At 70.8% G+C, this 18,630-nt stretch carries 13 protein-coding genes; 10 read left to right on the forward strand and 3 right to left on the reverse strand.

What is annotated here, in order from left to right:
* The first annotated feature begins 1 nt into the window (after position 1).
* The 10 genes from BLU27_RS18855 (at position 2) to BLU27_RS18900 (ending at position 14,542) form a co-directional block, all read left to right on the forward strand.
* Complete coding sequence (locus tag BLU27_RS18855) at positions 2–1,429, forward strand: hypothetical protein (RefSeq protein ID WP_092654988.1); 1,428 nt, start codon at positions 2–4, stop codon at positions 1,427–1,429.
* 26 nt (positions 1,430–1,455) lie between these two features.
* Positions 1,456–2,733 carry a GerMN domain-containing protein gene (locus tag BLU27_RS18860; RefSeq protein ID WP_092654989.1) on the forward strand — a complete coding sequence of 426 codons (1,278 nt, stop codon included), beginning with the start codon at positions 1,456–1,458 and terminating at the stop codon, positions 2,731–2,733.
* Positions 2,734–2,742: 9 nt separating this feature from the next.
* Positions 2,743–6,111, forward strand: a complete 3,369-nt coding sequence (locus BLU27_RS18865; RefSeq protein ID WP_092654990.1) for a hypothetical protein — start codon at positions 2,743–2,745, stop codon at positions 6,109–6,111.
* Positions 6,112–6,191: 80 nt separating this feature from the next.
* Positions 6,192–8,576, forward strand: a complete 2,385-nt coding sequence (locus tag BLU27_RS18870; RefSeq protein ID WP_092654991.1) for a glycosyl hydrolase — start codon at positions 6,192–6,194, stop codon at positions 8,574–8,576.
* Between the two features lie 54 nt (positions 8,577–8,630).
* Positions 8,631–9,161 carry a hypothetical protein gene (locus BLU27_RS18875; RefSeq protein ID WP_092654992.1) on the forward strand — a complete coding sequence of 177 codons (531 nt, stop codon included), beginning with the start codon at positions 8,631–8,633 and terminating at the stop codon, positions 9,159–9,161.
* Positions 9,162–9,273: 112 nt separating this feature from the next.
* Positions 9,274–10,698 (forward strand): cytochrome bc1 complex cytochrome b subunit, encoded by a 1,425-nt coding sequence (gene qcrB, locus BLU27_RS18880; RefSeq protein WP_092654993.1) that lies wholly within the window; start codon positions 9,274–9,276, stop codon positions 10,696–10,698.
* A 335-nt stretch (positions 10,699–11,033) separates the two neighbouring features.
* The gene (locus BLU27_RS18885) at positions 11,034–12,707 is read left to right on the forward strand and encodes a sodium:solute symporter family protein (RefSeq protein WP_092654994.1); all 1,674 of its coding nucleotides are present in this window, start codon (positions 11,034–11,036) and stop codon (positions 12,705–12,707) included.
* A 31-nt stretch (positions 12,708–12,738) separates the two neighbouring features.
* A complete protein-coding gene (locus BLU27_RS18890) occupies positions 12,739–13,080 on the forward strand; it encodes a hypothetical protein (protein ID WP_092654995.1) in 342 nt (113 codons plus the stop codon).
* 260 nt (positions 13,081–13,340) lie between these two features.
* Positions 13,341–14,096 carry an SDR family oxidoreductase gene (locus BLU27_RS18895; protein ID WP_092654996.1) on the forward strand — a complete coding sequence of 252 codons (756 nt, stop codon included), beginning with the start codon at positions 13,341–13,343 and terminating at the stop codon, positions 14,094–14,096.
* Positions 14,097–14,119: 23 nt separating this feature from the next.
* Entirely contained in the window at positions 14,120–14,542 is a 423-nt protein-coding gene (locus BLU27_RS18900) for a cupin domain-containing protein (RefSeq protein WP_092654997.1), read from the forward strand.
* A gap of 37 nt (positions 14,543–14,579) precedes the next feature.
* On the opposite strand, the gene BLU27_RS18905 is transcribed toward BLU27_RS18900, so the two are convergent.
* From BLU27_RS18905 to BLU27_RS18915, 3 genes are all read right to left on the reverse strand, one after another.
* Complete coding sequence (locus BLU27_RS18905) at positions 14,580–15,329, reverse strand: SDR family oxidoreductase (RefSeq protein WP_092654998.1); 750 nt, start codon at positions 15,327–15,329, stop codon at positions 14,580–14,582.
* Complete coding sequence (locus BLU27_RS18910; protein WP_092654999.1) at positions 15,326–16,351, reverse strand: alcohol dehydrogenase; 1,026 nt, start codon at positions 16,349–16,351, stop codon at positions 15,326–15,328. The genes BLU27_RS18905 and BLU27_RS18910 overlap by 4 nt, the downstream gene beginning before the upstream one ends.
* Before the next feature lie 153 nt (positions 16,352–16,504).
* Positions 16,505–18,322 (reverse strand): transketolase, encoded by a 1,818-nt coding sequence (locus tag BLU27_RS18915; protein ID WP_092655000.1) that lies wholly within the window; start codon positions 18,320–18,322, stop codon positions 16,505–16,507.
* Positions 18,323–18,630: the final 308 nt, after the last annotated feature.

Consider the following 18,630-nt stretch of genomic DNA (forward strand, 5'->3'; position numbering starts at 1 on the left):
AATGGCCGAGAACCTCGCGGACCGGGCCCGGGCCCGGCTCGCGGCCCTGACAGTTCGCCGGGACGCGATCGGCGACGGGCTGGCTGCCGCACGGGCGGAAGTGGACCGCAGACATCCCGACCCGGCCTCCGTACCACCGGAGAACTGGGCCACCGAACTGGGCGCCACCCAGCACGTCGCAATCGCGCGGGCCGCACTCGCGAGCATCCGGGCCGACCAGGACCGCATCCGCGCGGCGCTGGCGGAGGTGGACAACCCGGCGGACACGGCCACCTTCGAAGCCCAGCTGCGGGATGCGCTGATCGCCGACGCCGAGCTGCGGGTGCGGCTGCGGGAGGCGACCGAGCGGGCCGGGCTGGCGAACTCGACGGTCGCGGAGTGGTCCGCCCTGGTCGGCCGGGCCGCAACCGCCGTCGGTGTGGCCGAGTCCGAGGTGGCCGAAGCGGCTCGCCGGCAGGCCGACGCGGACGCCCTGCGTACCGCGCTCGGTCAGCCGCCGCTGGACACGGTGGTCGGCGACGCGGCTGCCGTGGACCGTGCCGCCGCGGCCGATCGACTCGCCGAGTTGCTGCCGGACGAGCTGCGAGACCGAGCGTTGGCCCGTGCCGCCGAGGCCGAGGCCGTCGGCGCCGCGGCGGCGGATGCGGAGGCAGCCGCCGATGCGAGCCGTTCGGCACTCCAGGCGACGGCGCACCCGTTGGCGGCCGCCTCCGACGAAGCCGAGCGAGCGTTCCTGCGGGCGCTCGCCGACCTGCGAAGGTACGCGGCGACCGCCTCGGCCGAGCTGGCCACCGCCCGGGCAGCACTCGCCGGGGTCGCCGCACTGCCGGACCTCAGCACGGCCCAGCAGGAGGCCCTGGACCCGGCGAACCGCACCGAAGCGGTTGCCGCCGCGGCCGCAGAGGGCGCACTCGCCGCGGCGGTCGCGGCGCTGTCCGCCGCCCAGCGCGCGGTCGACGACGCGACCGTCGCAGCGCTGCTCGCCGACCCCGACGCCGACCCACTGCAGGACGCCGGCGTGAAGGGGGCCCTGCAGACCCGGGACGGGCCCGCGATCCAGGGCCCGCTGGCCACCGCCAGGGAGAACTACGACGACGACGCCCGCACAGCGCTGGACGAGTGGGAGGTCGAGGTGCCGGACAGGCTGTGGCGGGCGGCCGTCGCATTCGCCGCGAGCACCAGCGCACTCGACCGGCTGGCCGACCAGGCCGCCCGGGACGCTCTGGTCAGCGACCTGGACAGCACGGGGGACGCGCTCGCCAATGCCCAGGACGCGCGCGCCGAGCAGGTGCGCCGCGATCTGGCTGTCGGCGCCGCGCTCGCCCCCCGGGCGGGCGCCGTCGCCGCACTCCGCGCCACGCAGTCCGACCGCGCCGGACAGTACGTCCGGGGCGACGGGCCCGGCGGCCGCACAACGGCCCAGCTCTGACCGCGACACCGACGAGGGAGCGCCACGTGGTCACCCCAGACCTGGTACTCAGCAGCGACACCTGTGGGACGGCGAGTCTGCCGCTGAACCCGTTCGTGTCCAACCGCTACCACTTCGGCATGCTGCTCGGGGTCGCCGACCTCGACACCGAGCAGGGCTACCACCGCGGCAAGACCTGGCTGCACAACGCGTGGCTTCATGGCCCGGGCGCGGTGTGGGGTCTGGGCGTCGAGGTGACACCGGCGAACAACGAGATCGTGGTGCTGCCCGGCCTGGCGCTGGACGGCAACGGTCGCGAGCTGCGGGTCGCCGACCGGCTCTGCCTCGACCTCGGTCGCTGGTACGCCGAACGCCGGCCCGACGACCTCGAGGTCACCGAGCAGGCTGACGGCAGCGTCACCTTCACCGCGCACGTCCGGCTCTGCGCCCAGCAGTGCCTGGACCGCCCGGTACCCTCGGTGAGCGAGCCGTGCGAGGGGTCGGACCTCGGCACGGCGTACTCCCGGACGGTCGAACAGGCGCTGCCCTCCCTGGCCGCCGGCCCTGCTCCGGCCGACCCGGTGGTGCCGTACCCGCGGCTTCGGCAGCTTGTCGGCCAGCAACCCGTGACGGACCCGGCCGTGCAGGACGCCGTCGCCGCGATCGCCACTGCCACCGACCGGCCGGCCGAGATCCTGCGCTCGCTGCGCAGGCTGGCCGCGCTGGACACCGTCGACCTGGTACCCGAGGACGGCGTGGGATCGCTCTTCCCGGTGACCGACGGCTGTCTGGCACTCGCCCAGATCGAGGTTCACCTGCGACCAGACGGCGACCGCTGGGTGGTCGTCGACGACACGGCGGTGGACAACTCGGTGCGGCCCGCGCACGTTCGCACCCGGACCATCCAGGAGCTGCTGCTCACCACGCCGGCCGAGGCGCCCGGCGTCGGACCGGTGCCCGAGCCTGCTCGCCTGCGTGCCGCCGAGCTGACCGCCGACTCTCTGCGGGTCGACTTCACCCAGCCGCTGTTGCCGGCGACGGTCGGCCCGAACGCGTTCACGGTGACCGCGCTGGGTGCGACCGGCTGGGACGGCGTCGAGGTGAGCGACGTCCTGCTGGACGAGGCGGGCACCTCCGTGACCCTGACACTGAGCTCGACTCCGGATGTACGGCCGGTCCGCGTGGTCGCTCGTGGCGCCGGATCCACCCCGCTGCTCGGTGCCGACGGGCAGCCGCTGTCCGGCAACGAAGCCGACGGCCGGACCGTGCACGCCGGCGAGGACGGCGCCCTGCTGATCGACAACTCCGGCCCCGACCCTGAGTGAGGTAGACAGATGCCCACCACCGGCCCTACCCCCGGCACCGCCACCACGCCGCTGGAGCTACTCGGCACCACCGCGGGAGTGAGCGTGGTCGACCCGACCACCATCCTCACCCGGCTCTGGTACTTCGACGGCAAGTTCCTGCGGGCGGACGGCTTCCGGTTGGACCAGGACTACGTACGGGCCCTCGCTGCCCTGTCTCACCAGGCCACCGGCAGCGGTGTGGTGTACGGCTTCGACGTCACCCGGCCGGCGACTGGCGACAGGCTGCGGGTCGCCGGCGGCCTGGCGCTGGCCCCGTCCGGCCGGGTGGCCTATCTGCCGCGCGAGATCGAACTCGGCATCGCCGAGCTCATCGCGCGCTCGGCAGGCAGCTTCGACCCGGCCACACCGCCGGAGCCTGGCGTCACCGACTTCCGCCGCTGCCCGCCTGAGGACTCGGCCGGACCCGACGTCACGGCTCCCGCCCGGCCGCTGTACGTGCTCACGGTCTCCGGGGTCGAGGCCTTGTGCGGAGAGGAGGAACGGTTCGGACAACTTTGTGTCGACGCCTGCGCCACCGAGACCGACCGGTCCACCGTCGTCGAGGGAGTGTGCTTCCGAGTCCGGGAGCTGACGCTGGCACTGCCGTCCAGCAAGGTCGTCCCGTTCGACGGTCGGCACCTGCGGTCCCGGGTGGCCTCGGCGTACTTCGCGGCCGAGCGGATCGCCGTGCCGGCGATGATCTCCGCTGCCGGGCTGGCCACCCCGGTGTGGTGCGCCGGTGCGGAAGGTGTCGGCGGCGAGGAGGTGCCGCTGGCCGTACTGGACCGCTCCGGCGGCGTGACCGCTCTGCTGGACGGTTGGACCGCGCGCCGCGAGCTGCACGAGACCAGCCCCCGCCGGTACTGGGCTTGGCGGATGGCGTCGCGTCCCTGGGACGTCTTCCTCGCCCAGGTGCTGCAGTTCCAGTGCCAGTTGCTCGACCTGAGCGCGCCGGGCGATCCTGGAGGTCCCGGTCCCTGCGGCACCGAGCGGGACGCGCTTGCCGCCGCCGCCGAGGTGCTCGGTGGTTTGGCCGGCGACGCGGCCGGCCGGATCGAAGCCGTACGTGCGAAGATCGCCGCCGCTCTCGACAAGGGCGCAGCCCCGGCCGCCGGCACGGGTTCGTTGCTGCTGGACTGGGGCCTGGTCCAACTACCGTCGGCGGGCTACCTACCGGTCAGCATGGCCCGGCCGGTCGAGGACCAGGTGCGCGCGCTCTTCGGCCCCGGCGTCGACCTGCGGTTCTGCGTCGCCCGACCGGACTGCGTACCGGAGCTGCTCCAGCAGGCCCAGCACCTCGACCGGATCTCGCTGACCCAGGGGCTGGACGACCCGAAGCGCCTGGAGAAGGTCGACGTGCTGGTCCCCGATGGTGTGATCGGGCTGCGGCAACCGTCTACCGTCGGTACGTACAGCGGCACCGCACGAATCTTCCCCGCCACCAGGTCGCCGAACGGCGAACCGGCCTCGGCGATCAGCCTGTCGGTGGTCGCCAGGGAACGGACCGGGGCCGGCTGGTCCTGGACCGCGGCGGCGTACGGCGAGGCGCCGCGGCAGTTGTCCATCGCCGACCTGGCGGAGGCTTCGCTGCGAGTGGTGGGGCGGATGTTCGGAGTGGATACCTCCGCGGGGTTTTCGGGCGAAGGCGAGCCGGCCGATCCGCTGGACCGACTCGACGTACGCCCGGACGCGGAGCACGACCGGGTCCGCCGGAGCGCGGCGTTCACCGAGCGACTGGCGGCCGAGGGACATGCGGCCGCGGCTCGCCGGGCGGCCGTGCTCGGGGCCGTCGGCAGGCGGCTGCCCGCGGACCGCCCGCTTGCGGAGGGAGAGGATCGGCCGGTCGCGCTCTGGCTGGACGGTACGACCGCCGTCGGCCTGGACAAGCTGCAGATCGGTGGTAGCACCGAGGTCCGGGCCCGAGCCACGATGTACTCCCGGGCCAGCACCACGCCGGTCTTCGGTGACGTCCGCCTCACCGGAACCCTCCGGGTGGTCGACCTGCTCACCGTCCGCGATCGCAAGATGATCCGTACAGTGCTCGATGGGGTGGCCGAGATCCTGGGCCGCGAGGTGGATCAGCCCGTGCTGCGGTCGGTACGGTCGTTTCCGCTGACCTGGACGTTGTCCGGCTCTGCCCGGACGCTCGCCGTCGGCGCCGGGGACCCGGTTGTCGCGCAGGCGGAACTGCAGGAGAGCGGACCGCCGCGGCACATCGTCGGGCAGCTGGTGAACCGCGACCAACAGCGCTCGCCCGTCGTGGGGCCCGGGGCGGCCGCCGACCGGCCGGTCGGCTCGATCGAACTCGATGAGGAGGCTGGAACGCTGGCGCCCGGATCGGCCGGGCGGACACTGGCCACCTCGGTGATCGCTGTTCTGGGTGCCGAGCTCGCCGCGCCGGACCGCGACCCCGGTTTCGCGCAGTACGCGACCGAACGCCTGCTCGGCGGCCTCGCACCTGAGGGCGCGGCACAGGTCACCGCCACGACCGACTGGGTCTTCTTCACCCGTCGCCGGGACGTCGTCTGCGCGGGCGAACAGGTCGAGGTGCCCGTTCGGACCCGGACGTACCGGCTGTTCCACCGGCGGCGAGACGCCCAGCAGCTCACCCGTACGGACCTGTCGCGTGGCGTGGCCGGAACGGTGGGCTCCGATTCCGGCTTCGAACCGGTCGCGACGGTCCAGTTCGCAGCGGGCGAGGTGACGCTGACCTCGCCGGTTGCCGACCTGCGCGCGGGCTGGCAGGCCGTGGACCGCGGGGACGAGATCCTGCTCGCGGGTGTTGGTGACTTCGCCGACAGCGACGGCGAGGCGGTCGCGCTGGGCCGGCTGTCCAGCGTGCGTTCGGCTCTCGCCGACCTCGTGGACAGCTCCCAGGCGAAGGTGGAGTACCTCGCGGAGATCCCGGCCGAGTTCCATGAACCCGGCCTCGACGGCGCGATGTTCACGCTGGGCATGCGGCGACAGATGAGAACGTGCATCACCGTCTACCGCCTGCAGCCGGAGGCCCACAAACGGGTGGTGACCGTGCTGCGGCGGCTCGGCGACAGCGAGCCGCTGACAACGGTGTTCCAGCGAGCCGACACCAGTCCCGAGGCCTATACCGTGCAACTCCTCGACGACGAGGTCGAGAACCCCGACAGCGTACGAGCGGACTGGGCGCAGCTTCGTGTCCTCCAAGGGATGCTCGGTCTCCCGTCGAACACGAGCGACGCGGACGCGGAGACCTGGCGACGGCGCGCTGCGAGAGTGGGCGATGCGATCGGGCTCCAGGCAGTCGACGACGAACGACTCGCCGCGCAGGCAGGGGACTGCGGCGCGGTCCTGCTGGTCGCGTTCGAGCCGATCATCAACTGAGCACCTAGGTGGCGACCGGGCGTTGACCGGACTGGTCAGGGCGGGCCTCAGCTGATCGCGCCCGCATAGGGTTGGTCGCCATGCGGTTGGACGAGTTGCGACGGACCTTTGCCGAGCCACCGAACGACGCCCGGCCGATGCTGCGCTGGTGGTGGTTCGGGCCGGCTGCCGACGAGGCCTCGCTGGACCGCCAGCTCCAGACGGTGGCTGCGGCCGGCTTCGGCGGCGTCGAGGTGGCGTACGTCTATCCGCTCGCACCCGCCACGTGCGACTTCGGTTCGCCGCGGTTCCACGAACTGCTCCGCCATGCCGCGCTGCGCTGCCAGGAACTAGGGCTGCGGTTCGACCTGACGCTGGGCAGCGGCTGGTCGTTCGGCGGCCCGCACATCACGCCGGACCTGGCGGCGCGCCGGTTGCACTGGGAGATCCGGGAGCTGACGCCGGGCCCTTCGCGAGTGCCGGTGATGCCGGGCGACGAGTTCGTCGCGGCGTACGTGTTCCCCGGCTCGATCCACGACCGCTCCGAGACGTACACGTTGCTCGACACGCTGGACGTCCCGGACGGAACCGGGCCCCGGACGCTCCTGGTGGCCACGTCCCGGCCGACCGGCCAGAACGTCAAGCGCGCCGCGGCCGGCGCCGAGGGGCCGGTGCTCGACCACTACTCCGCCGCTGCGACCAGGGCGCACGTCCGAAGCGTCGCCGCGCCCCTGCTGGACGCCGTCGCGCCCGCACCCGTCGGCTCGGTCTTCTGCGACAGCCTGGAGGTCTACAGCTCCGACTGGACACCGGAGGTGCTTGCGGAGTTCGGCAGACGCCGCGGATACGACGCACTGCCACTGCTTCCGCTGCTGCGGTTCGACATCACCGACTTCCGCGGATTCCGCGCCGACTTCCTGCGCACGCTGTCCGAGCTCTACCAGGAGAACTTCGTCGCGGTCATCGGTGAGTGGGCGCGCGAGCGCGGTGTTCCGTTCCGAATCCAAAGCTACGGAGTGCCGCCGGCCTCCGTCAGCAGCTACCGGTACGCCGACGTCGCGGAGGGAGAGGGCTGGGGCTGGACCGGTCTCCCGCAGACGAGATGGGCGTCGTCGGCCGCGCACATCTACGGCCGGAGGATCGTCTCCTCCGAGGTGTGGACGTGGGTGCACTCGCCGTCGTTCCGCGCAACGCCGCTGGATCTGCAGGCCGAGGCGCACGAGCACTTCCTGTGCGGAGTGAACCAGCTGGTCGGGCACGGTCTGCCGTACACCCCGGCCGATGCGCCCGGGCTCGGGTGGTTGCTCGGGTGGTTCTTCTACGCCGCCGGCGCGTTCGACGACCGGAATCCCTGGTGGGACGACGCGGCCCCCGGACTCACGACCTACCTCCAGCGGCTGTGCTGGCTTCTCCGGCAGGGCGACCCGGTGGCGGACGTGAAGATCCACGTCGGTTTCGAGGACGTCTATCCCGAGCTCGACCTGTGGAAGGCCACGGCGGCGAAGGTGAGCGACGTCGTACGCCGGATACGTACGGGCGGTTGGGACTTCGACCTGTGGGACGACGAGGCCATCGCCCAGCTGCGGCCGGATTTCGTACTGACGTCGGCCGACCTGGCCGACCCGTCCAGCCTGCCCGGTCTGCCCGAGCCGGACGTCGTGGTGGACTCGGACGCGATCGGCGTGACCCACCGGCGGCTCGGTGACGTCGACGTGTACTTCGTCGCCAACACAGCGAACACCCGGCAGGAAGCCACCTTCACCCCACGCACCCGTCGTTCGTCGTACGAGCTGTGGGACGCGAAGAGCGGGAGCGTCGTCCGGTCCGGCAGCGGCTCCACGGTCGACCTCGCCCTGGATGCGTACGAGGCGACTGTGATCGTGACCTTCGACGCGCCGGCCGAGGTGCGTACGCCCGGCGCACCCATCAGCCGGCGACAGGTGCGCGACTTCGCCTTCCGCGGAGCTCCGGTCGAGCTGCCGCACCGGTGGGAGGACACGCGTGCGGGGTATTCCGGGAAGGGCGAGTACGAGACACGGTTCCACCTGGACTCGGTGACCGACCGCCGGTTGTTCCTCGACTTCGGTGAGGCGCGGCCGATTCGAGAGGACCGGCCACGAACGCTCCGGTCGTTCCGTGCGCTGGTACGCCCGCCGGTCGGCGAGGTCGTCCGCGTCGTTGTGAACGGCTCCGACGCCGGCGTGGTGTGGTCGGCGCCGTACCGCGTCGAGATCACCGGCCTGCTTCGCGACGGCGACAACATCCTGAAGCTGGTGGTCAGCAACACCGCCGCCAACGCACTGACCGAGGAGACCGAGATCCACCGGCTCGCCGCCGACAGTGAGCAGCGATACGGCCGGCGGTTCGCCATGCAGGAGCTCGACCGGGCAGGCGACGACCTGCACTCTGGCCTGCTCACGACGCCGGCGCTGGTGGAGTGGTCGGCTTCCGCACCGTGCAACCGGGGGACGGTCTCAGGCGTTTGAACGCCGGATGGAGCCGCACGGGTAGCGGCTCTCGTACTCCCGGGGGATTCACGTATGACCGATCATCAGCCGTGGCGTGCCGTCGACCACCTCAGCCGACGGGTGGCCGTGGCGATTTACGGGCTGGTTCTGGGTGTCGTGCTCGCTTCGTGTGCGGCCGGAGGGCCGGATGGTGCGGGAACGACGGCGGCTGACACGCCCAAGCCGGCGCCGACGGTCACGGTGACGGCGACGCCGGAGCCCGCGCCGACGGTCACGGTAACGGTGACGATGACGCCCGAGCCCGCGCCGACGGTGACGGTGACCGCGAAGGCGAGCATCCAACCGACGGCTCCGCGGGCGAAGTCGGCGCCGAAACCCTTGCCGGCGCGGCCGAAGGTGACCCACCGGCCGACGAGGACGACGTCACCGCGGCCCGCGCCCCCGCCCGAGCCTGCTTCCTGCTACCCGCGCAGCAACAGCGGCAACTGCTACCGGCCAGGACAGTACTGCCGGAACTCCGACCACGGGAGGACCGGCGTGGCGGAGAACGGCGAAGCCATCAGGTGCCAGGACGACAACGGCTGGCGGTGGGAGTCGATCTAGGCAGGGCCGGATGTGAGGAAGGTCTCCGGTCCGAACGCCGAAAGGCTGTCACGTTCCGGCCGCGACTTCTGTCCTAGGGGTGACTGACGCCGATCAGGTTGGGAGGCATCCGATGCGCCGGTTGCGCAGGGCCTGGGATCTGCCGCACACAGGTCGGTTCGCCGCCAGGCTGCGGACGAGGGCCTTTCCGGACGATCTGTCCGTTCTGCTCGCCCAGATCGGGGCCTTCAGCTTCGTCCTGGTCGCGATCAGTGGCGTGGTGTTGATGTTCTTCTACGACCCGTCGATGGAGAAGGTGACCTACGCCGGGTCGTACACCCCGCTCGCGGGGGTGGAGATGTCGCGGGCATTCGCCTCCACCCTGGACATTTCGGTCGGGGTACGCGGTGGTCTGCTGATGCGCCAGGTGCACCACTGGAGCTCACTGGTGATGACGGCCGCGATCATGGTGTACCTGCTGCGGTTGTTCTTCACCGGCGCGTTCCGCCGGCCACGGCGGTGGACGTGGCTGATCGCCGTCGCGTCCCTGCTCCTCGCGATGGCAGGCGGCCTGACGGGCTCGGCGTTGCCCGACGACCTGCTGTCCGGAAGCAGCATGGCGGTCCTCGACGGCGTCCTCGCGGGGACGCCGTTCGTCGGCGGGTTGCTGTCGCGGCTGGTGTTCGGCGGCCCGGCACCCGGTGACGTCACCGCGGTGTTCTACCCCGTGCACGTCGTACTTCTTCCCGCGGCACTGGTGATCACCTACGTCGTGCACGCGATTCTCGGCCTTCGCCGTAAGCCTGCCCAGTACGCCGGACGCGAACGGCCGGGCACCAACCTCGCCACGTTCCTGGTGAGGAGTGCGGGCCTGTTCCTGCTCGTGAGCGGAGTGGTCGCCGCGATGGCCGCGACGCTCACTGTCAACCCGGTCTGGCGGTACGGCCCGGCGGATCCGGCCAGCGCGACCGCCGGATCGACGCCGACCTGGTATCTCGCCTTCCTCGACGGCGCGCTCCGCCTCGCTCCTGGCTGGGAGTTCAGCTGGCTGGGACGAACCTGGTCCGTCGCCATCCTGCTTCCGTTGCTCGTCGGCACGCTGTTCTTCGCGGTCCTGGCCGCGTATCCGTACCTCGACCAACTGGTGACCAGAGACAGGGCCGAGCACCATCTGCTCCAACGCCCGCGCAACCACCCGGTCCGTACCGGCGTCGGGGTGGCCGGGATCGTCTTCTACGGCGTGCTGTGGGCCGCCGCGGGCGTCAACGCGATCGCCCTCGTCTTCCACGGCTCGGTGGAATGGCTCATGTACTCCCTGCAGGTGCTGCTCGTGCTCGGCCCGGTGGTCGGGTTCGACGTCACCCGGCGGATCTGCCTCGGACTGCAGCGCAACGACCGGGAAGTCCTCCTGCACGGACGGGAGACCGGCCGGATCGTACGGACGCCGAGCGGCGGGTACGTCGAGATCCACGTGCCGGTGCAGCAGATCCGGGCGGACGAGCGCCGGCCGGCGGCCATCACCCCCTCCGAGGACCGCGAACTGTCGCAATTTCCCTGAGGCACCGCGACCGCGCACGGCGACCAGGTGTGCACGCCCTTTCCGGACCGCCTTGCGGCCACGGCCCGACGTCTCCCACGTCGGCCGGTGACCGAGCGTACCCGGACCGCCACCCTGACGGGGAGGCCCGCCTGGCGCAACACGACGTCATGGTTCGTTCACGGTGAGCGGCATGCTGGCAGCGACATTCGAACCAGGGAAGGAGTTTCGCCTCGGATCGCCACCGGCCACTGGCCTCCGGTCGTGCTGCGTGCCGCCTGCCAGGACGGCACCACGAGCGTCTGCGACAACACCGGAGTATGGTCGGCGGGCCGTCTGACCAGAAAGGAACCCCCGTGGGCAACTCACTGAGAATCGGCGCCGGGTTCATCGACTACGCGTTGATCTTCGTCTACTTCGCCGTTGTCCTGTTGGTCGGACTCGCCGCGCGCCGGGGGGTCTCCAGCAGTCTCGACTTCTTCCTGTCGGGTCGTTCACTGCCCGCCTGGATCACCGGCCTCGCGTTCATCTCGGCCAACCTCGGTGCCGTGGAGATCATCGGCATGTCGGCCAACGGTGCGCAGTACGGCATGCCGACCATGCACTACTACTGGATCGGCGCCGTCCCGGCCATGCTCTTCCTCGGCGTGGTGATGATGCCCTTCTACTACGGGTCGAAGGTGCGCAGCGTCCCGGAGTTCATGCGCCGCCGCTTCGGCACCGGTGCTCACCTGGTCAACGCACTCACCTTCGCCCTGGCCCAGGTGCTCATCGCCGGCATCAACCTGTTCCTGCTGGCCACGGTGGTGCACGGACTGCTGGGCTGGCCGCTGTGGGTTGCCCTGGTCCTCGCCGCCGCCATCGTGCTGAGCTACATCACTCTTGGTGGGCTCTCCGCGGCCATCTACAACGAGGTCCTGCAGTTCTTCGTCATCGTCGCCGCGCTGCTGCCGCTGACCCTCGTCGGCCTGCACCGCATCGGTGGTGTGGACGGGCTGACCAAGAAGGTGACCGCCGCGGTAGGCGGTGGTGCCGAGCAGCTCAACTCCTGGCCGGGCAACGACCTCGCCGGGTTCAGCAGCTCCTTCCTGTCCGTCGTGGGCATCGTGTTCGGCCTGGGTTTCGTACTCTCCTTCGGTTACTGGACCACCAACTTCGTCGAGGTCCAGCGCGCGATGGCCACCAACTCGATGTCGGCCGCGCGCAGCGCGCCGATCATCGCCACGTTCCCGAAGATGTTCATCCCGTTCGTGGTGGTGATCCCGGGCATGATCGCCGGCGTGCTGGTGCCCGAGGTGATCAAGATGAAGTCGGGCCACTCCGGCGGGGGGATCACCTACAACGACTCGATCCTGCTGCTCATGCGTGACGTGCTCCCGACCGGGTTGCTGGGTATCGCGCTGACCGGTCTGCTGGCCGCGTTCATGGCCGGCATGGCGGCCAACATCTCGGCGTTCAACACGGTCTTCAGCTACGACCTGTGGCAGCAGTACGTCAAGAAGGACCGTCCCGACGGCTACTACCTCAAGGTCGGCCGGTTGGCGACGGTCGGTGCGACGATCCTGGCGATCGGCACCGCGTTCATCGCCTCGCAGTACGACAACCTGATGAACTACCTCCAGACGCTGTTCGGCTTCTTCAACGCACCGCTGTTCGCCACCTTCATCCTCGGCATCCTCTGGAAGCGGATGACGGCGACCGCCGGCTGGGTGGGGCTGGTGTCCGGCACGCTGGGTGCGGTCTTCGTGTGGGGGCTGAACGAGCTGGGCGTGATCAGCCTGCCCGGTCAGGGTGCAGCGTTCCTGGCCGCCGGTGCGGCGTTCGTCGTGGACATCGTGGTGAGCATCGTGGTCAGCCTGGTGACCGCGCCCAAGCCGAGGAGCGAGCTGGCCGGGCTGGTTCTCTCCGAGACCCCCAAGTCGAAGCGCACCGACCCGGCCGCCGGCCGCCAGCCCTGGTACCAGGCGCCGGTGAAGCTGGCGGGCGTCTCCCTGGTGCTCGTCATCGCGCTCAACGTGGTCTTCCGGTGAGCATCGGTCTTCAGTGGAAGGGAATCGGGACATGAACGACCGCCAGCGCAGCGCGAGCCGGAGCGGCAGCGCGCAAGGAGACAACAAGAAGAAGGCCGGCGCCTTCGACGTCCGCGTCGTCATCGCGGGCCTGATCGGGTTCTACGGCGTCGTACTCGTCGTCATGGGGTTGGTCGCGGACGATGCCGTGGCGCGGGCCAAGACCGGCGACGTGAACGCCAACCTGTGGGCCGGCATCGGGATGGTGGTCTTCGCCGCGGCGTTCGTGATCTGGGCACGCCTGCGGCCCGTGGTCGTCGCGTCCCCCGAAAGTCCTGCGGAGGATGCTGACACCGCCGGCGCACACACGCCCGCCGGAGAGCGCACCGGCTGAGCTCCGCCCGAAACACCACCCCGCTGGGGGGCTGCTCCTGATGGAGCGGCCCCCTTGGCTTTTGGGGGACCCGCCTGCCTCGACGTACCGAGACGCGCACTGACGTGCCCTGACGTACCTTGACGTCGCGCCGTGCACAGGCGTTGGCTGACTCGATGGGTTCATTCTCCCGCCGGCCGTCACGTCCACCGCCCGCTGCCCTGTCCTAGCTGGTGACCGGCGGGCAACGGGTGCCCTCGGGACATCGAGGAAGGTTTGGCATGAAGATCGTCGTCATCGGAGGAACCGGCCTGATCGGGTCGAAGCTCGTTGCGAAACTCGGCAGGCTCGGACACGAAGCGGTGCCCGCTTCGCCGAGCACCGGCGTGAACACCCTCACCGGCGAGGGCCTGGCAGAGGTGCTGACCGGTGCGCAAGTGGTGATTGACGTCACCAACTCTCCGTCGTTCGAGCGCAGCGCGGTCATGGAGTTCTTCGAGACCTCCACTCGCAACCTGCTCGCGGCCGAGGCCACCGTGGGTGTGGAGCACCATGTGGTGCTGTCGGTGGTGGGAACGGAGCGGATGCCGGAGAACGGCTACTTCGCGGCGAAGATCGCCCAGGAGCAGTTGATCGAGAAGTCGGGCATTCCGTTCTCCATCGTGCACGCGACCCAGTTCTTCGAGTTCGTCCGGGGAATCGCCGACGAGGCCACGGACGGCGGCACGGTGCGGATCGCGCCGGTGCGCTTCCAGCCGATGGCAGGCGACGACGTCGCGCAGGCGGTCGGCCGGGTCGCGGCCGGCGCGCCGTTGAACGGCCGGGTCGAGACCGGCGGGCCCGAGCAGTTCCGGATGGACGAGTTCTTCCGCGACGCCCTGGCAGCCTGGGGCGACTCGCGGCAGGTGGTCACCGACCCGCAGGCGACGTACTTCGGAAGCGTGCCGGGTGAGCGGACGCTGGTGCCGGGGGACGGCGCGACCCTCGGAACGATCCACTACCGGGACTGGCTCGCCAAGAACACGCCCGCGAAGTAGACCCACCGCGAGAGGCGGTTCCCATGTCCAACGTCCATGCCAGGCCGAGGTCCGATGCGTGGCAGACGGCGCTCACCGTGCTGCAGGAGGTGGAGCCGCCGTACGTTCCCACCGGCGCCCACGCGATGACAGTGGTCGTCGAGTACCCGCCCGGCGACCCCGGCGCGCCGCCACACCGCCACAGCGGACCGGCGTTCGGATACGTACTCGAAGGCGAGATGGTGTTCGAGCTCGAGGGTGAGCCAGAGCGGGTCGTACGCGCCGGCGAGGTCTTCTGGGAGGCGGGTGGCGACGTCATCCACTACCAGGACGGCAACAACCGTGAGGACATCCCCGTCCGGTTCACCGTCACGATGCTGTGCGAGCCGGGCAAGCCGATGTTGACACTGGTGAGCGAAGAGGAGCTCGCCCAGCGCGAGAGCCGGCGAGCCCCGCGTCCGTCCTGACGACCGTGCTGGTACGGAGGGGTTGATCCGGAGCACACTAGACGAACTGCTGCCCTCCGTCGATGTCGTACGTGGCGCCGGTGAGCGCGGTGTTCGCCATCAGGTGGACCGCCAGGGCGGCCACGTCGGCGGGGCCCACGACGCGGCCGATGGGGAGCTTCGCCCGGAGTTCGTTCCGGCGCTCCTCCAGCCGATCTCCGAGCAGCGCCGCCGACAGCGGCGTGTCCACGAAGCCCGCGGCGATGAGGTTGACCCGCACCGGAGCGAGTTCGAGGGCGAGCGCCGCGGTGAAAGGAGGCAGCGCGGCCGTGGCGGCGGAGGCGAGGCCGAGGCCGGGGGCGACCCGTCGTGCCCCGGTGCCGCCCATGAGCACCAGGGAGCCCCCGGGCCGCATCTTGCCCACCGCGTTGCGTGCCACCAGCAGAGCCAGCACCGCATGGTCGGCGATCGCGTCGCGGACCTGCGCAGGGTCCAGTTCGAGCATCGGCCCGTACCGCGGACCCCCGGCCGTGATCATCACGTGGTCGATCGGACCGGGCAGGTCCTGGAAGAACCTCTCGACGGCGCCCTCCTCATTGACGTCGAAGGCCGCCGTACGTCGCGCACCGACGTCGAGCGCCGCCTGTTCGAGCCGATCGGCCCGACGGCCGGTGAGAATCACCTCGGCACCCTGAGCCCGGGCACGTCGAGCTGTCTCCAGCCCGATGCCGGCGCTGCCGCCGATGAGGACGACGTTCTGCCCGGCAAGCTCAGGCTCGGGGCGGCCCGGCACCGCGCTGCTGGTCATGATGTCGTGAGCACCATCCGGAAGCGGGCCTTGCCGGCGAGCATCTTCTGGTACGCCTCGCCGGCGCGGTCCAGCGGAACCTTCTCCGTCATCGGGCGGATGCCGTGCAGGACGCTGAACGCCATCGTGTCCTCGACGTCCTGCGATGTGCCCGAGGGGTGTCCCCGGACGACGCGGGCGCTCATCAGTAACTGCACAGTGCTGATGCCCAGCGGTTCAGGGTCCGCTCCGATGGCCACCAGTTCCCCGCGAGGGGCCAGACCGTCCACCGTCGCGGTGATGGCGGCGGAGTTGCCGGCGGTGGCCAGGACCACCTTGGCGCCGCCGAGCGCCTGCAGCGCTTCGGCGACCGGGGTGCCGGAGGTGCTGTCGACGTAGTGGTGGGCGCCGAGCTGCTTGGCGAACTCGGCCTTCTCCGGGCCGCGGGCGATGCCGACCGTCTCGAAGCCCATCGCCACGGCGTACTGCACTCCGAGGTGTCCGAGGCCGCCGAGCCCGAGCACGGCGACCAGATCACCGGGGCGGGCGGAGCTGCGCCGCAGTCCGTTGTACGTCGTCACACCCGCACAGGCCATGGGGCCCGCGTCGCTCGCGTCCAGTCCTTCCGGGATCCGGGCCAGAGCGTCGGCGGGCGCGATCACCTTCTCGGCGAACCCTCCGTCGTACGCCCAGCCTGGGACCTTCAGGGTCTCGCAGACGATGAAGTCGCCCCGCCGGCAGGACCTGCAGTGGCCGCAGCTGCCGCCGAACCAGCCGACCGCCACCCGGTCACCGACCTGCCAGCCGCGGTCTGCCACTCCGTCGCCGAGGTCCTCGATCCGCCCGGCGATCTCGTGCCCCGGGACCACCGGGAAGGACACCCCGGGCACGCCGGCGTTCACGAACAGCGCGTCGCTGTGGCATACACCGCACGCCTCCACGGCGATCCGCACGTGACCGGGCCCCGGGCTCGGCACCTCCCGCTCAACCAGCTCGAACGTTCCACCCGGCTCGGTGACCTGCGCGACGCGGTAGGGGCTCATGCGTTCCTCCGGAGAACAAGCTCGGACGGTCCGTCGCCGGCCAGCCTAGCCGCGGGCCGCTGAAGATCGGGGCCTTGTCGACCAACGGCTCCTGCCGCCGGGCGAGCGTGCTGACGGCCCAGTCGACCTCCTTGACGGTCAGTTCCCGCACGGTCATCGGCGTACCGCCGCGGCGATGGAGTCCGCGTCGATCCCCGCTTCGTGCAACAGCTCGGCCGGCGAACCCGAACCAGGCATCCTGCGGACCGCGAGCTTGTGCACCGGCGTGCTCTGTTCGGTCTCCGCCAGCGCCTCGAGTACGGCATCACCGAGGCCGCCCTCGGCCCAGTGGTCCTCCACGGTGAGGATCCGGCCACACTCACGCGCCGCGGCCCGGATCGTCTCGACGTCGATCGGCTTGATGGAGTACGCGTCGACGACCCGCGCCTCGATCCCCTCGCCCGCGAGAGTCTCGGCGGCCTCGACGGCTTCGTCGACCGTGACTCCGCACGCGATGATCGCGACCGCGCTTCCTTCCCGGACGACACGGGAGCCGCCGATCCTGACCTGCTCGTCGGCCGGCGTGCGGACCGTCGTCTTGCCTCGCAGCGTACGGAGGAAGGAGATTCCCTCCCGGTCGGCCATCGCGGCGACGAGCTGAGCGGTCTGGTTGGCGTCGGAGGGCGCCAGCACGGTCGAGCCGTGGATGGCGCGGAACGACGCGAGGTCCTCCAGCGCCATCTGCGAGGGGCCGTCCTCACCGATCGAGACGCCGGCGTGGGAGCCGGAGAGCCGCAGGTCGGCACGCGAGATCGCGGCCATCCGCACGAAGTCGTACGCCCTGGCGAAGAAGGCCGCGAACGTCGAGGCGAACGGCACCCAGCCCCGCACCTGCATGCCGACCGCCGCTGCGATCATCTGCTGCTCGGCGATGAACATCTCGAAGTAGCGGTCCTCGTGTGCCTCGCGGAACAGCTCCGAGTGCGTGGAGTTGGAGACCTCACCGTCGAGCGCGACGACGTCGCCTCGCATGGACCCGAGCGCGGCAAGCGCCTCGCCGTACGCCTGGCGGGTCGCCACCTTCTCGCCCACGTCCCACGACGGCAGCTTCCCGCCGGAAGTGTCGAAGACGTGGGGCTTCGCGTCGTCGGGCCGCCGCAGTCGCACCGAGATGTCGCGTTCGCCGCCGAGCTCTGCGATGGCGGCCTCCGGGTCGTCGAGCGGCTTGCCGTGCTTGCCGGGCTGGTCCTCGACGGCTTTGACGCCCTTGCCCTTCTTCGTCCGGGCGATGATCACGGTCGGGCGCCCGGAGGTGGCGAGTGCCTCGTCGTAGGCAGCCTTGACGGCGTTCACGTCATGGCCGTCGACGGTGATCGCGTGCCAACCGAACGCCTCGGCGCGCGCCTTGTAGCGGTCGAGGTCCCAGCCGACCATCGTCTCGCGGGTCTGGCCGAGCCGGTTGACGTCGATGATCGCGGTCAGGTTGTCCAGCCCGTTGAAGGCGGCGTGCTCGAACGCCTCCCAGATGGAGCCCTCGGCCATCTCCGAGTCGCCGCACAGACACCATACGCGGTACGGCAGGCGGTCGAGCCTGCGGCCGGCCAGCGCGACGCCCACGGCGATCGGAAGGCCCTGCCCGAGCGAACCGGTGGCGACGTCCGTCGGAGGGATCTTCGGTGTCGGGTGCCCCTCGAGCCGGCTCCCGAATTTCCGGAACGTCAGGAGTTCGGCATCGTCGATGATGCCGGCGGCCTTCAACATCGAGTAGTAGAGCGGCGACGCGTGGCCCTTGGAGAAGATGAGGTGATCGTTCGCCGGGTCCTTCAGGTCGTCGACGTTCCAGGCGAGGTAGCCGCCGTCCATCAGCACCGCCATCAGGTCGGCCGCCGACATCGACGAGGTCGGGTGTCCTGACCCGGCCGCCGCCGCGGCGCGTACCGAGTCGACTCGTAGCTGCTGGCCGAGTTCGGTGAACCGCTCGCTGGCATCCATCAAAGCCACCTCCGTCAACGCGACGTTTCGCATCGGCGACGCTGCCGCGGCAGGCGTTCGCCGTACGAAGCAGGAACGCCAGCCTATGCCCGCACCCTGTGGTGTCCCAAGCAGGCGGGCGGACGGTTCGCAGGCCGTGACGAGCGGGGGAGGGGGCGGGGTCGCTCCCCAGGCGCCAGGAAGCCGTACGGGGTCGTGCGGGCGTCGGTGGGTGAGAGCGTCGCGGGGACCGTTTCCTTGTTTGAAACATTCTCGGAACGGCGGCGGTGGGCGTCGTCAGTCCGCGTGCTGGCGGTACCCGGCACGGG

The sequence above is a fragment of the Actinopolymorpha singaporensis genome (genome assembly GCF_900104745.1).
Classification (GTDB): domain Bacteria; phylum Actinomycetota; class Actinomycetes; order Propionibacteriales; family Actinopolymorphaceae; genus Actinopolymorpha; species Actinopolymorpha singaporensis.